Annotated in this window: 13 protein-coding genes and 2 tRNA genes; 8 read left to right on the top strand and 7 right to left on the bottom strand. The window is 40.7% G+C overall.

Going from position 1 to position 14135, the window contains the following annotated elements; genetic code table 11:
• The first annotated feature begins 39 nt into the window (after positions 1–39).
• The 8 genes from lepB to Aba26S_RS05295 are packed head-to-tail and all read left to right on the top strand — an operon-like array spanning position 40 to position 5357.
• On the top strand, positions 40–903 hold the full coding sequence (gene lepB / locus Aba26S_RS05330; protein ID WP_005242498.1) for a signal peptidase I: 864 nt from the start codon (positions 40–42) through the stop codon (positions 901–903).
• Positions 904–927: 24 nt separating this feature from the next.
• Positions 928–1305 carry a DUF4845 domain-containing protein gene (locus Aba26S_RS05325; RefSeq protein WP_005242492.1) on the top strand — a complete coding sequence of 126 codons (378 nt, stop codon included), beginning with the start codon at positions 928–930 and terminating at the stop codon, positions 1303–1305.
• On the top strand, positions 1274–1969 hold the full coding sequence (gene rnc, locus Aba26S_RS05320) for a ribonuclease III (protein WP_005242490.1): 696 nt from the start codon (positions 1274–1276) through the stop codon (positions 1967–1969). Before Aba26S_RS05325 ends, rnc begins: the two co-directional genes overlap by 32 nt.
• A gap of 4 nt (positions 1970–1973) precedes the next feature.
• Complete coding sequence (era, locus tag Aba26S_RS05315; protein WP_005242488.1) at positions 1974–2999, top strand: GTPase Era; 1026 nt, start codon at positions 1974–1976, stop codon at positions 2997–2999.
• Between the two features lie 11 nt (positions 3000–3010).
• A complete protein-coding gene (locus Aba26S_RS05310) occupies positions 3011–3196 on the top strand; it encodes an NF038104 family lipoprotein (RefSeq protein WP_005242486.1) in 186 nt (61 codons plus the stop codon).
• Between the two features lie 9 nt (positions 3197–3205).
• Positions 3206–3913: a DNA repair protein RecO gene (locus Aba26S_RS05305; protein ID WP_005242484.1), complete on the top strand. Its 708-nt coding sequence runs from the start codon at positions 3206–3208 to the stop codon at positions 3911–3913.
• A 54-nt stretch (positions 3914–3967) separates the two neighbouring features.
• Complete coding sequence (gene pdxJ / locus Aba26S_RS05300) at positions 3968–4696, top strand: pyridoxine 5'-phosphate synthase (protein WP_043970491.1); 729 nt, start codon at positions 3968–3970, stop codon at positions 4694–4696.
• A gap of 4 nt (positions 4697–4700) precedes the next feature.
• Positions 4701–5357, top strand: a complete 657-nt coding sequence (locus Aba26S_RS05295) for a tRNA-(ms[2]io[6]A)-hydroxylase (RefSeq protein ID WP_043970489.1) — start codon at positions 4701–4703, stop codon at positions 5355–5357.
• A gap of 105 nt (positions 5358–5462) precedes the next feature.
• Here Aba26S_RS05295 and Aba26S_RS05290 read toward each other — a convergent pair.
• The 7 genes from Aba26S_RS05290 to metF all read right to left on the bottom strand — a co-directional run bounded on the left by Aba26S_RS05290 (position 5463) and on the right by metF (position 14118).
• Positions 5463–5538: transfer RNA gene (locus tag Aba26S_RS05290), tRNA-Asn, on the bottom strand.
• Between the two features lie 9 nt (positions 5539–5547).
• A tRNA-Asn gene (locus Aba26S_RS05285) sits at positions 5548–5623 on the bottom strand.
• Positions 5624–5765: 142 nt separating this feature from the next.
• Complete coding sequence (locus tag Aba26S_RS05280) at positions 5766–6992, bottom strand: multifunctional CCA addition/repair protein (RefSeq protein ID WP_043970487.1); 1227 nt, start codon at positions 6990–6992, stop codon at positions 5766–5768.
• A gap of 96 nt (positions 6993–7088) precedes the next feature.
• Positions 7089–9359, bottom strand: coding sequence for an NADP-dependent malic enzyme (locus Aba26S_RS05275; protein ID WP_043970485.1), 2271 nt, complete (start codon positions 9357–9359; stop codon positions 7089–7091).
• 191 nt (positions 9360–9550) lie between these two features.
• Positions 9551–12427: an EAL domain-containing protein gene (locus Aba26S_RS05270; protein WP_043970483.1), complete on the bottom strand. Its 2877-nt coding sequence runs from the start codon at positions 12425–12427 to the stop codon at positions 9551–9553.
• A gap of 112 nt (positions 12428–12539) precedes the next feature.
• Entirely contained in the window at positions 12540–13259 is a 720-nt protein-coding gene (locus Aba26S_RS05265; protein ID WP_043970481.1) for a 16S rRNA (uracil(1498)-N(3))-methyltransferase, read from the bottom strand.
• A gap of 22 nt (positions 13260–13281) precedes the next feature.
• Complete coding sequence (metF, locus tag Aba26S_RS05260; protein ID WP_043970480.1) at positions 13282–14118, bottom strand: methylenetetrahydrofolate reductase [NAD(P)H]; 837 nt, start codon at positions 14116–14118, stop codon at positions 13282–13284.
• Between the last annotated feature and the right edge of the window lie 17 nt (positions 14119–14135).

Raw genomic sequence — 14135 nt, 5'->3', positions numbered from 1 at the left:
CAGTCGAACGACGAGCAGTGAAACTGCAAGAGAGGGTTTGTGGATTTTGATTTTAACTTGATTCTGGTACCAGCAACACTAATTTTCTTTTTGGTGTGGTTACTGGATAAGTTGGTATTGAAACAGCGTGCAACACGAGGGCGTAATCAAGAGAATTTTGTCATTACATGGGCATATGACTTTTGGCCTGTGTTAGCTGTTGTGCTGGTGCTACGTTCTTTCTTATATGAACCATTTAATATTCCATCAGATTCTATGGTTCCGACCTTAGAAACGGGTGATTTTATCTTGGTGAATAAGTTTGATTATGGTGTGCGTTTACCCATCGTGAACGCTAAAATCATTGATGTTAGTGAGCCAAAACGTGGAGAAGTGATCGTATTCCGTTATCCGCCACAACCAACGATTAGCTATATTAAACGCGTAGTTGGTGTGCCTGGTGACCATGTTCAATTCAGAAATGGGCAATTAATTATTAATGGTCAGCAAGTCGCAAAGGTAGAGACACAATACTCGCGTGAGAAAGACCAGCAAGATACGCCAACTGCACTTTACTTTAAAGAAACCTTAGGTGAGCATCAGCATTTAGTCCGTTACTTGGAAGGGCGAAATCCTTTGGTTGAGCAATTCCAGTTTGCACAATTGCGAGGTGCTGAAGCATTAATCCCATTTGTGGCCAAAGAAAATGATGTGTTTATTCAAAGTAATGGTCAAGATTGGGAAGTGACTGTACCAAAAGGGCAATACTTTGCCATGGGTGATAACCGTGATCAAAGTGCAGACAGTCGTTTCTGGGGCTTTGTACCTGAGGCGAATTTAACAGGTCGAGCTTTTTATGTATGGATGCATAAAGAACCTGGTTTTAATCTTCCAAGTTTTAACCGAAATGGTAAGATTGACTAATAAAAATAGATAGGAAATAGATAGATGCGTAAATCTCAACAAGGGACTTCGTATATTGCAATTTTATTTGGGGTGGTTTTATTTGCAGTTGCTGTTAAGGCAGCAATTGCGATTTGGCCAGCATACTGGGACGATAAACTGATTAATACTCAGATTGAGGGCTTATTAAAAGATAGCCCTCCGAATACTACGCCAAGTAAGTTCGCGTCTCAGATGGATCAGCGTTTTGATATGAACGGGATTCGTGATCTGCGTTTTAAAGATATTGCGCAAGTGACTTATAAAGATGATCTTGTGGTGATGAAGAAGTATGAAATACGTAAGCCTTTCATGCTGAATATCAGTTTAGTTATGACCTTTGAGAAGACTTTTGACCAAAAATCTGCAAAACAAGCTCAATGATACACGGCTGCAAGGGCGCATAGGTCACCAGTTTAAACAGTTTGACTTGTTAAAGCTGGCTTTGACCCATCGCTCGGTTAGCCATAAACATAATTATGAACGCCTAGAGTTTCTAGGCGATTCATTATTAGGGATGATCGTCGCAAATTATTTGTACAATGCCTATCCATTGGAAAATGAAGGTCGTTTAACGCGAATGCGTGCGACTTTGGTTCGACAGGAAGCGTTGGGAAAAATCGCAAATGATTTGCAATTAAGCCGGTCATTAATTTTAAGCACAGGCGAGTTAAAATCTGGTGGACATCACCGAGAGTCGATTTTGGCGGATACCGTAGAAGCCATTATTGGTGCTATTTATTTAGACAGTAATGATCTCAACTTGCTGGAACGCATTGTGCTAAAATGGTATGAACCATATCTGGATCATATCGAACCGACAGATCAACTGAAAGACCCGAAATCACGTTTGCAAGAGTATTTACAAGCACGTAAAAAACCTCTCCCAGTTTACGAGGTTGTAGATATTCAAGGTGATGCCCCGAACCAACATTTCAAAGTGGAATGTGATGTAACGGGATTGCCAAAAATTATAGGCGAGGGCTCAAGTCGTCGTTTTGCCGAACAAACGGCAGCGGCAGAGATTTTAAAATTATTGGAGCAATAACCTGATGTCTCAATCAAATGAAAATAAGCCAGAAGCAATTGAACAGCAAGATGGCAATAACTTAATTGATCAATTTTTTAGTTCTCAAGGAACTACCATTCCTTCAGATTTCAAAAGCGGTTTTGTTGCTATTGTCGGTCGCCCAAACGTAGGTAAATCTACGTTGATGAATCATTTACTGGGTCAAAAGTTATCGATTACTTCACGTAAGCCACAAACTACGCGTCACAAGATTGTGGGAATTGATTCACGCGAGAAATCTCAGGCAGTATTTGTTGATACGCCAGGGATGCACAAAAAAGAAGTACGTGCCATCAATAAGATGATGAACCGTGCTGCGCACTCAGCATTGCGTGATGTGAACTTGGTTTTATTTGTGGTGGATGCACAGAAGTGGACTCAAAACGATGAATTGGTTTTGGAAAAACTTAAAAATGCAGAAATGCCTGTTATTCTTGTGATCAATAAGTTAGATACTTTTGAAAATAAAAATGAAGCTTTACCACTGATTCGCGAGCGTGCAAAGTTAATGAACTTTGCTGAGATTGTTCCTGTTTCTGCACTACGTGGAGCGAATCTGGAACACCTGCGCGATACCATTGAGAAATATTTGCCGTATCAGCCGCCTTTGTATTCATTAGATCAGATTACCGATCGCTCTGAACGTTTCCTTGCGAGTGAAATCATTCGCGAGAAAATCATGCGTCAGTTGGGTGAAGAGCTTCCATATGATTTGACCGTACAAATCGAATCATTTAAAACTGAAGAAGCGACTGTGAACGAAAAAACAGGTCGTTTAAAACCACCTTGTACTTATATTGATGCAACGATTTTTGTAGAACGCCAAGGTCAAAAAGCGATTGTGATTGGTGACAAAGGTGCGAAGTTGAAAAGTATTGGAATGGATGCACGTGCAGACATGGAAAAAATGTTTGAACAGAAAATCATGCTTACACTTTGGGTGAAAGTCAAAGGTGGTTGGTCTGATGATGAGCGTGCTTTAAAAAGCTTGGGTTATAGCGATATTTAAAAGGATTCGGAATGATTAAAGCACTCATGGTTTTATCCTGCATCTTTTTGTTACAAGGATGTATTACTAAAGTTGTTACCGTCCCGGTCAAAGTGGCTTATAAGACCACGAAAGGGGTCGTAAAGGGAACAGCTGCGGTTGTGGGTGCTGTAATCCCAGACGGTGATGATAAAAAGGATGAAAAAGAAAAGGACTAGTATCGTTCTATGATGCGTAATGAAGTCCTGCATGGCTATTTGATTCATCATCGTAAATATCGTGAAAAAAGCCATATTGTGCATTTATACACACAAGAGTTTGGTCGGGTGGATGGAATTTTAAGACAAATTCCACCACCGCAATATCAGCCGATTCGTTTGCAGGCTACAGGAAAATCTGAACTGAAGAATTTCACCAAACTTGAAATTCTGAATCAGCCTGTGTTTTTTCATGGTGATGCTTTTTTTGCCGGTTTTTATTTAAATGAAATTTTATTGCGATTATGTCCTCTAGAAGAGGCCATGCCACAAAGCTTTGAACAATATCAATTGATATTATTACAATTACAGCAATTGGCTTCTCATGAGCAAGCGGCTTTATTTTTGCGGCAAATATTACGTCAGTTTGAGCATGTTTTGCTGCAAGAATTAGGTTATGCAATTGATTTTTCAGTGGATGCAAATCAGCAGGAAATCTTGCCGTTTCGGTACTATCAATTTCAGCTCAATGACGGTTTTTTACCAGTTTCACAAGCTTCGCGCTCTTCGCTTGCAGGGGCTTTGATTGCATCAATGCAATGTTATGAAGATGGTCAGAATTTTTCTCCCGAACAACTGCAATTATTAGGTAAACTATATCGCCAAATGATTAGCTCATTGTTAGGTGATCGGCCGTTGAAAAGCCGTCAACTCTGGATTCAAAATACGCAAACTTGATTTCTTTGATGCATTGATGATGTAAACAAAGAGATAAACGATAGGATATTTTTTATGGCTGCAATCTTAGGTGTAAACATTGATCATGTTGCGACGTTAAGACAGGCACGTGGTACAACTTACCCTGATCCTGTTCAGGCTGCTTTGGTTTGTGAAGAAGCGGGTGCTGAAGGGATTACTTTGCATTTACGTGAAGATCGCCGCCATATACAAGATGATGATGTACGTCGTATGCGTCCATTATTAAAAACACGAATGAATCTCGAATTGGCCGTGACGGATGAAATGGTTGAATTTGCCAAAGAGATACAGCCACAACATGTTTGTTTCGTGCCTGAGCGTCGTCAGGAAGTCACCACGGAAGGTGGTTTGGACGTGGTTGGTCATTTTGAAAAGGTCAAGGCTGCAACTGAAGCGCTCAAAGCGATTGGTAGTGATGTTTCTTTATTTATTGATGCAGATTTGGCTCAGATTGATGCCGCTGTGGCATGTGGTGCGCCGACCATTGAAATCCATACGGGCGCTTATGCTGATGCCGAGACAGATGAGCAGCAAAAAGCTGAATTGGCGCGTATTATCAAAGGTGTAGAATATGCTGCCGCTAAAGGTTTGGTGGTGAATGCTGGTCATGGTTTGAATTTGGACAATGTTGCTGCGATTGCTGCGATTCCACAAATTCATGAATTAAATATTGGTCATTCGATCATTGCAGATAGCGTATTTGTTGGTTTGACTCAAGCAGTAAAAGATATGAAAGCAGCAATTCAGGCTGCTGCGAGATAAGTTGATGAGTAGTGTAAATTATGATGAGTTGATGCAACCTGTCATCGCATTTTTGGGTTGTATGACTCCTCAGGCATGGTTGGATGAAGCCATTAATAATCTGGACATCTTAATGCAAGACCATGCCAACTGTGAGAAAAAAGCGGCGAGTACAGCAATGAACTTGATGTTCCGCTATAGTTTCTTTACAGACCTGCAAGTGAAATTGGCGCAATTGGTGCGTGAAGAAATGCTGCATTATGAGCAGGTTTTGGAATTCATGAACAAACGCGGCCAAGAGTGGAAGGGTTTGAGTGCAGGGCGCTATGCAGGTGGATTACGTAAAGAAATCCGTACTTATGAGCCTGAGGCTCTAATTGATGTGATGATTATTGGTGCATTTGTCGAAGCACGCTCGTGTGAGCGTTTCTATGCGTTGGCACCGATTGTGGATGATGAGCTGGGGCGCTACTACCGCTATTTACTGAAGTCTGAATCTCGTCATTTTGAGGACTATCTGGCTTTAGCTTTAGATGTTGCAAAAACGGCGAAACTTAAAGATCCAGAAGAGACGATCCAGCAACGTATTGAGCATATTCGTGAGGTGGAAAAAAATCTGATTTTAACTCCAGACAATACCTTCCGTTTCCACAGTGGTGTACCTGCAAAAGTTGCAGCTTAATTTACGATAAAAAGGACTCTGTGTCTCAGAGGTCTTTTTTATTGGCTTATATTTTTATTGGGAATAAAAAAAGCCCTGATCAATGATCAGGGCTTTTTAGAATCTTGGCTCTCCCACCTGGGCTCGAACCAGGGACCTGCGGATTAACAGTCCGTCGCTCTACCGACTGAGCTATGGGAGAATAGTAGATTGGCTCTCCAACCTGGGCTCGAACCAGGGACCTGCGGATTAACAGTCCGTCGCTCTACCGACTGAGCTATTGGAGAATCTGATGCGCATTTTAGGCATGAAAAGCGGATGCGTCAACAACAATAGTAAAGAAAATTAATCGTTTGCTTGATTAATAAGCTTTTCTGGCGAAACTAAAGTAAACTTGTTTAAAAATAACCTTATTTACTTAAAAATTAATCAGTTATTGTGCAGCTCCTTAAATTTGGCAAGTGCATCAATTCGATACTGAATCAGCATTTCACCAATTTCTGGACCTGTGACATGATCTGGTAAATCCTGAGCACGAATATTGCGCACAATTTCCATTGCATCTAAAACAAACTGTGCCTGAGGATAAGGACGCTGCTCTAAACCTAAACGGCCCTTGGCATCGCATTCACAGGCTTGTACAAAGGCGACAACTTTCTCGGGACGACGTAGTACATCTAAGCGCTGTAATAGCCGCCATAACGTGCCTGGTTTAAGGTTTTTGATTTGGTGGCATTTCAGATGCTCTTTGCAGACGATCAGCGCCAAATTTTTTAAATGTGTAGGAACTCTTAAGCGGTCACAGAGCACGGTCACAGGCTGGATACCACGCTCTTCATGCATAATGTGCCGTGGGAGTTCATCTACAGGGGTAAGTGCTTTACCTAGATCATGAACCAGTACTGCAAAACGGACATCCAATGCATATTTTGCTAAACAAGCTTGTTTGAGCGCCATCAATGTATGAATACCACAGTCGATTTCAGGATGATATTCTGGACGTTGCGGTACACCAAAAAGGGCATCAATCTCGGGGAATAAAATCTTTAAGGCGTGACAATCTCTTAAGGTTTGGAAGTAAATATCGGCGTGATCTTCCAGTAAAGCACGAGACGTTTCTTTCCAGACGCGTTCAGGCGTTAAGGCATTTAGCTCGCCAGATTGAGCAATATCTTGCATCAATTGTAGCGTTTCATCCGCAATTTTAAAGCCATAGGCTGCATAACGGGCAGCAAAACGAGCCACACGAAGAACACGTAAAGGATCTTCAGTAAATGCATCCGAAACATGACGCAGAATTTTCTGCTCTAAATCTTGTTGTCCGCCATAAGGATCATAAATGTTACCTGCTTCATCCATGGCCATAGCATTAATCGTCAAGTCACGACGAATCAGATCTTCTTCTAGTTTAACAGTCGTGTCCGTGAAAAATTGAAACCCATGATAACCAATGCCTGACTTACGCTCCGTGCGTGCAAGTGCATATTCTTCTTTTGTCATAGGATGTAGGAATACCGGGAAGTCTTTTCCCACGGGTTGATAACCTTCGGCAAGTAATTGCTCGGGCGTTGCTCCAACCACCACATAATCTTTTTCGTGATAGGGGTGGCCGAGTAAATGATCCCGAACAGCACCGCCTACTAAATAAACTTGCATGAAAAAACCTCTATTCTTCACACAATCATGCTACAGAATAGAGGTTTTCTCAAGAGTTAAGCGAAGCTTTTCAAGAAAAGCAGAGCTTAAATAGATTTAGTTTTGACTTTGCTGAATTTCCGCAACCGTTAAAGCTGTCATATTCACCAAGCGACGCGTTGTTGCTGTAGGTGTAAGAATATGAACAGGTTTTGCAGCACCTAATAAGATAGGGCCAATGGTTACATTATTACCAGAAGTTGCTTTTAACAAGTTGAATGAAATATTTGCTGAATCAAGATTTGGCATAATCAACAAGTTTGCAGAACCTTTGAAACGTGAATTTGGAAATGCAAAATGACGGATGTTTTCATCTAGGGCTGCATCACCGTGCATTTCGCCTTCGACTTCAAGTTCAGGTGCTTGTTCAGACAGTAAACGATAAACTTCACGCATTTTTTGAGCGCTTGGATCCGTTTGGTCACTACCAAAGCTTGAGTGAGAAAGTAGGGCAACACGTGGTGTAATACCAAAACGACGGACTTCTTCTGCTGCTAAAATGGTCATTTCAGCGAGCTGAGCAGCAGTTGGATTGGTGTTGACATACGTATCTGCAATAAATAGATTGCGATCTTCAAGCATCAATGCATTCAAGGTAAAGAATGTACTGCGACCTTCTTTTAAACCAATGACATTTTTCACGAAATCTAAGTGAATGTCATAGCTTGAATAGGTACCACATAACATACCGTCTGCTTTGCCAAGTTTAACTAGCATCGCTGCGATTAAAGTAGAGCGACGACGTGCTTCACGTTGTGCATATTCAACAGTGACACCTTTGCGCTGCATGATTTGATGGTATTCTTTCCAGAAATCATCATATAAAGGATTTTTTTCCTGATCGACGATCTCAATGTTCACACCATGCTGTAAACGTAAACCTAGCTTTCTGATGTTATCTTCAATGACTGCGGTACGACCAATCAGAATTGGTTTCGCTAAGCCTTCATCGACAACAATCTGAACAGCACGTAATACACGTTGATCTTCGCCCTCAGCATAAGCAATACGCTTTGGATCTGTTTTTGCTTGAGAGAAAATTGGCTTCATCAGGAATGCTGAGTTATAAACAAACTCAGAAAGTCGTTGGCGATATGCCGAAAAATCTTCAATTGGACGTGTGGCTACACCAGAGTCCATTGCTGCTTTTGCTACTGCCGGTGCAATTTCTAAAATCAATCGCTGATCAAGTGGACGAGGGATTAAATAGTCACGACCAAATGAAGCTGATTTTTCACCATAGGTTGCTGCATCTGCTTCAACATGTGCCATACGTGCAATAGCATGTACACAAGCAATTTTCATTTCTTCATTAATGGTGGTTGCACCTACATCAAGAGCACCACGGAAGATATAAGGGAAGCAAAGCGCATTGTTGACTTGGTTAGGATAGTCTGAGCGGCCTGTTGCCATGATGGCATCTGGACGTACTTCATGCGCATGTTCAGGCAAGATCTCAGGATCTGGGTTTGCGAGAGCAAAAATAATTGGATTTTCAGCCATTTCCTTAACCATTTCTTTGGTTAGGATGCCGGCTGCTGACAGCCCTAGGAACATGTCTGCACCAGCCATCACTTCATGGAGTTGGCTTGCTTGAATGTCTTGCACATAACGTTTTTTAGACTCATCCAATCCTTCACGAGAGGTGGTGAGAAGGCCGCGAGAGTCGGCAACAACGATATTGGCTTTATTTACACCTAAAGCACAAAGTAAATCTAAACAAGAAAGGGCAGCAGCGCCTGCGCCTGATGCAACGATTTTAATTTCATCAATCTTTTTATTGACCAGTTGCAAAGCATTGAGCAACGCAGAACCAACAATAATACTGGTACCATGTTGGTCATCATGGAAGACTGGAATTTTCATGCGCTCGCGAAGTTTCTTTTCAATGTAGAAACATTCTGGCGCTTTGATATCTTCAAGGTTAATACCACCAAATGTTGGTTCTAATGCAGCAACGATGTCCACGATTTTGTCTGGATCATTTTCATCAATTTCGATATCGAATACATCAACACCAGCAAACTTCTTGAACAGAACGCCTTTACCTTCCATTACAGGTTTAGATGCGAGTGGACCAATATTTCCTAAACCAAGCACGGCTGTACCATTACTCACAACCGCGACCAGATTTCCGCGTGCTGTATACTTTGCAGCGGCAGAAGGGTCTCGTTCGATTTCCAAACATGGAGCTGCAACGCCTGGAGAATATGCAAGCGCTAAATCTCGTTGGTTAACGAGCTGCTTGCTAGGTGTCACACTGATTTTTCCTGGTGTTGGAAATTCATGGTAATACAAAGCGGCTTGTTTTAAAGATTGATCGTCCATCTGAGTCTCGTTTGTTCCGATAATAATCAGACATCTAGCTGTCTAATTACGATATTAAGATAAGTGCACAAGAATATAGCACTAGTTCATGCTTTCGCCCAGTCAAAAAAGCTTATTTTCACTGAACCGTATGCTTATTGACTGGCGAGTTTGAAGGAAAAATAAATAGCTCAAAAGCTTAAAATTCATGTTTAAATGGAAGGTCTAGCCGTTGACTGCTGCATTTGTTTTTGCAGATATTCAGTTGCATGAGCTGGGCTTAGTGGTTGCGAAAATAGATAACCCTGTAATATGTCGCAATTTTGTCGTTTTAAATACTCATATTGTTGCTCTGTCTCAACACCTTCTGCTACAACTTTTAGGCCAATGGTCTTGCCCATTGCAATCATGGCATTAACGATTGCATCTTGTTTAGGGTTACCAATTTTTGAGATAAAAGCACGGTCAATTTTCAAAATATCAATTGGATATTCGGTGAGGTAGGCGAGTGAAGAATAGCCCGTGCCGAAGTCATCCAGCGCAATTGAAATTTGACGTTCTTTAATGGCGAGTAATACCGTTTTGACACTTTCAGTATTTTCAATGAATGCTGATTCGGTAATTTCTAATTCAAGATTTTTGCCTGAAATTGCATAACTGTTTAATACTGTATCAATGTCATGCAACAGTTGGCCGCGCAAAATTTGCTGTGCCACAATATTGACGGCAATATTGATATTGTTAAAACCAAGCTGTTGCCATGTCTGTAATTGCTTGGCTGCTTCATGTAAAACGAATTGTCCAATATCTGAAATCAAACTGGTACTTTCAGCTAAAGGAATAAAAATGCTTGGCATGATGAGCCCTTTGGTTGGATGTTTCCATCGAATCAAGGCTTCAAAGCTATTAATTTGATTATCTTGTGCATTAATTTTAGGTTGATAGTAAACCACCAATTCATTGTTCTGGATAGCTTTTCTAAGATCAAGCTCCAAGTCTGTATATTTGGCAACGAAATTGGCACGCTCATTGGAATAATAACGAATGGTATTGCCACCTAAACGTTTTGCTTCGGTTAATGCCTGTTCTGCATGTGTATTTAAGTTATCAACTTGGCGGCCATGCTCTGGGTAAATCGCGACTCCGATTGAAATACTGACTAAATGTTCTTGATCGGCGAGATAGAAGGGTTTGCTAAATGCTTCAACAATGTTGTTGCAGAGTTGATGAATTGGCGGATGTAACGGAGACATCTCATAGATAATTGCGAAGTCGTCTGCACTTAAATGCGCAACTAACAGTGCATCAATATTGCTAATGCGTAAGCGTTGCGCTACTTCTTTCAATAATTCATTCCCAGCTTGATTGCTGATGATTTCATTCAATGCCCGGAAGCGATCAATGTTGAGGCGGATGACAGCCAAGTGCTGAATTGATGTTTCATTGATTAAATATTGATGTAACTGCTGTTGGTAATAAAAACGATTCGGCAGATCGGTGAGCGTATCGTAATTGGTCAGATAAGATAAGCGTTGTTCTTGATGTTTACGCTCAGTTTGATCCGAAACAATACCAATATAATTGATCACCCGATCTTGCTCATCTTTCACTGCGTTAATATGCATCCATAAAAAACATGATTTTTCAGAACTATAGGTTTCTTGGAACTCGCCTTCATATTCTTGTTCTGCTCGAAGTGTGTCGAGTATGGATAAGTGAAAATTATGATGATGTTGTTTATTCTGTTTGGTAATTTCAAATAGATGTTTATCCACGATGTCTTGTTTATCAAGACCTGTGAGTTGCTCATATTTAGGATTTACTTCAACATAATTGAATTTCTCATCTAATATGAAAATACCTTCGGAGGCTTGTTCAAACACACTGGCAGCAAGTTTTAAACGCTCCTGATCTCTTTTTTCCTGATTGATATCACGATGGATACCGACCATACGTAATGGCGTATTGTCTTTTGGATCTCTTAGAATGACCTGGCCGACATCATGTATCCAAGACCATTCACCATTATGACGTTTGATTCTGAAGGTTTCTTCATAACGTTTAGTCTGACCACATAGATGATGATAAAGGGTATTTTTGACACGCTCGAGATCATCGGGATGGATGATTTTATGCAGCAGAGTATAATGGTTCTCAGAGTTACGTGTGACTGACTGGCTATGTGCATTGGTCACGCCAACAGTATGATTTTCAAGATTCCAATCCCAAGGGCGAATGCCCGCAGTTTCATGTGCAAAGCTCAAGTTTTGACGATGCTCTTGTAAGCTTTCATTCATCTGAGTCAGATCAAACGTACGCTCACGAACTTTTTGCTCTAAGAGATGATTATTAAATTGTAGTTGGGCTTCAATATCTTTAGATTTATTCACTTCACGTTGCAATTGTTGGCAAAGTTCTTCAGTCCATTGGTTGTGCTGCTCGGCGACATTAATCAATTGCTTGTTTTTATCCAGTACCAAGGCCAAACGTTTATGAATTTTAAACGTGGCTTGAGCACATAGAACTGTAGCAAAAAATGAAGAGTAATAAGCTAGATAGAAAAGGGTATGATCATGATCTTGGTGTAGCAGTTGAGAAACGATTAATGGTGTAATACTTGGAATAAAAAATAAAAAGAAATAACGAATATGCTGAGTTAAAAAAGTCAGTGCAATAATATGCGATGCTGTGAGTAGTAAAGCAGTAAGTGTTAAAACATGTGATCCAATTAAATGAGGAACATCAGTCACTAAGTAGTGGTTAATGACAATGGTATTCACACCAATCAGTAAACCAGTCAGGAAACAGACGGTCTGAAAAATAATATTGGTTTTACTACTATACTGAATTGAGGCGTTACGTTTTAATAAAAAATGACAAAGACCGAAAAAACTAAACAAAATGATGAGCGTAATACTCATCCAGGTTGTGAAAATATTAGATTCAAAAGAATAAAAAATACCAAAGAGTGTATAATCTAACAGGCAAATACAAAACACGCTTAATACAAATAAGCGGACATGATTTGGATAATTGATTTGATCTGTATAGATAAACTGTGGCAAATTTTTTTCCTGAGCTGCTAACATACAAAGAATAATCCTTTTCGTTTTTTATCTATATTTACAGTCTTTGTTTTTTTGTAAACAGAACAGCATTTTATTTTAAATTCATGTCAATCATAACTGAATTTAGGCTCTGTTATTTCAACGAAAAATGATAATTCAAGATAGATAAAGCAACTACAGGTGCTGTTTCTGTTCTTAACACACGGTCTCCGATACACCAGTTTTTAAATTGATGTTGATTTGCAGTAGTAATTTCTGCTTCACTGAGCCCGCCTTCAGGGCCAATCAACAATGCGATATCTGGACTGCTGTCAAGCAGTACATTGGCTTGATCTTTGTTGGGTGCAAGGACAAAGCGTGATGCAGGTAATTCAGAATTGACCCAATCATTTAAAGCGATCGGGGCAAGAATTTCAGGGACTCGGTTCAGACCACACTGTTCACATGCTGCAATTGCAACAGACTGCCAATGATCGATTTTCTTTTGATCACGATCGTATTTTAATCGCATTTCACAGCGTTCGCTGGTGAGTAGCTGAATCGTTGTAACACCGAGCTCAGTTGCTTTCTGGATCGCATAATCCATGCGATCACCTTTGCTCATCACTTGCCCTAGAATAACTTGAAAAGGTGCTGTGCGATCGGCTGCACCAAACTGATCCACTGAAACAAAAGCATTTTTCTTATTGATTTCAGTGAGTGTGACTATATATTCACCACCTTTTCCATTGAAAAAGATGGCTTGTTCTTGTTCTTTTGCACGGAGTACACGGACCCAATGGTGAAATACCGATTCAGTTAATTCAATGGTATTGCCAGTGTGTAATTCAGTTTCGATATAAAAACGATTCATGCTTGGGTCGTGCTCGTACAAATTAGTTTAAACCAAGATCAACAACGAGTTGTCGAGTCGGCTCTGTTTGATTCATTGAATAGAAATGCAGGGTAGGTGCGCCACCCGCAATCAAGCGTTCACAAAGCTTCACAATCACTTCATGACCAAAAGCTTTGATGCTCTCGCTGTCATCGCCATAAGCTGCCAGTTGCTTACGGATCCAACGCGGAATTTCTGCACCAGTGCCATCGGCAAAGCGGATCAGGTTACTTGCGTTGGTGATCGGCATAATACCTGGTGCGACTGGAATATTCACGCCAGCTTTGGCAATACGCTCGATAAAATAGAAATAGGCATCTGGATTGAAGAAAAATTGAGTAATACCAGCGTTCGCACCAGCATTCACCTTCTCAACAAAACGTTGAATGTCACCATCAAAGGTTTCAGCTTGGGGATGCATTTCAGGATAGGCTGCCACTTCGATATGGAAGTGATCACCTGAATGTTCACGGATAAAGCGAACCAGATCCTGTGCATAAGGTAATTCACCTAGACCGACTTGACCTGACGGTAAGTCTCCACGCAATGCCACAATGCGATCAATACCTTGAGATTTATATAAATCTAAAAGTTCAGCGATACGGAGCTTATCATCACCGATACAAGACAAATGCGGTGCGACAGGTGTGCCTTTGCCATTAAATTCATTAATCGCCGCTAAAGTCCGTTCACGAGTAGAGCCACCCGCGCCGTAAGTAATCGAGAAAAATTCTGGATTTAATAATTGTAATTCTTGATGAACAGTTTTTAATTTTTCCGCACCGGCATCAGTTTTGGGTGGGAAAAATTCAAAAGAAATAGGAACACGTTTTGTCATTTCAAATCCTTTTTAAA

Source organism: Acinetobacter sp. NBRC 110496, assembly GCF_000876115.1.
GTDB lineage: Bacteria > Pseudomonadota > Gammaproteobacteria > Pseudomonadales > Moraxellaceae > Acinetobacter.
Note: the sequence above shows the minus strand (reverse complement) of the source record. Positions and strands in the feature narration are given on the sequence as shown.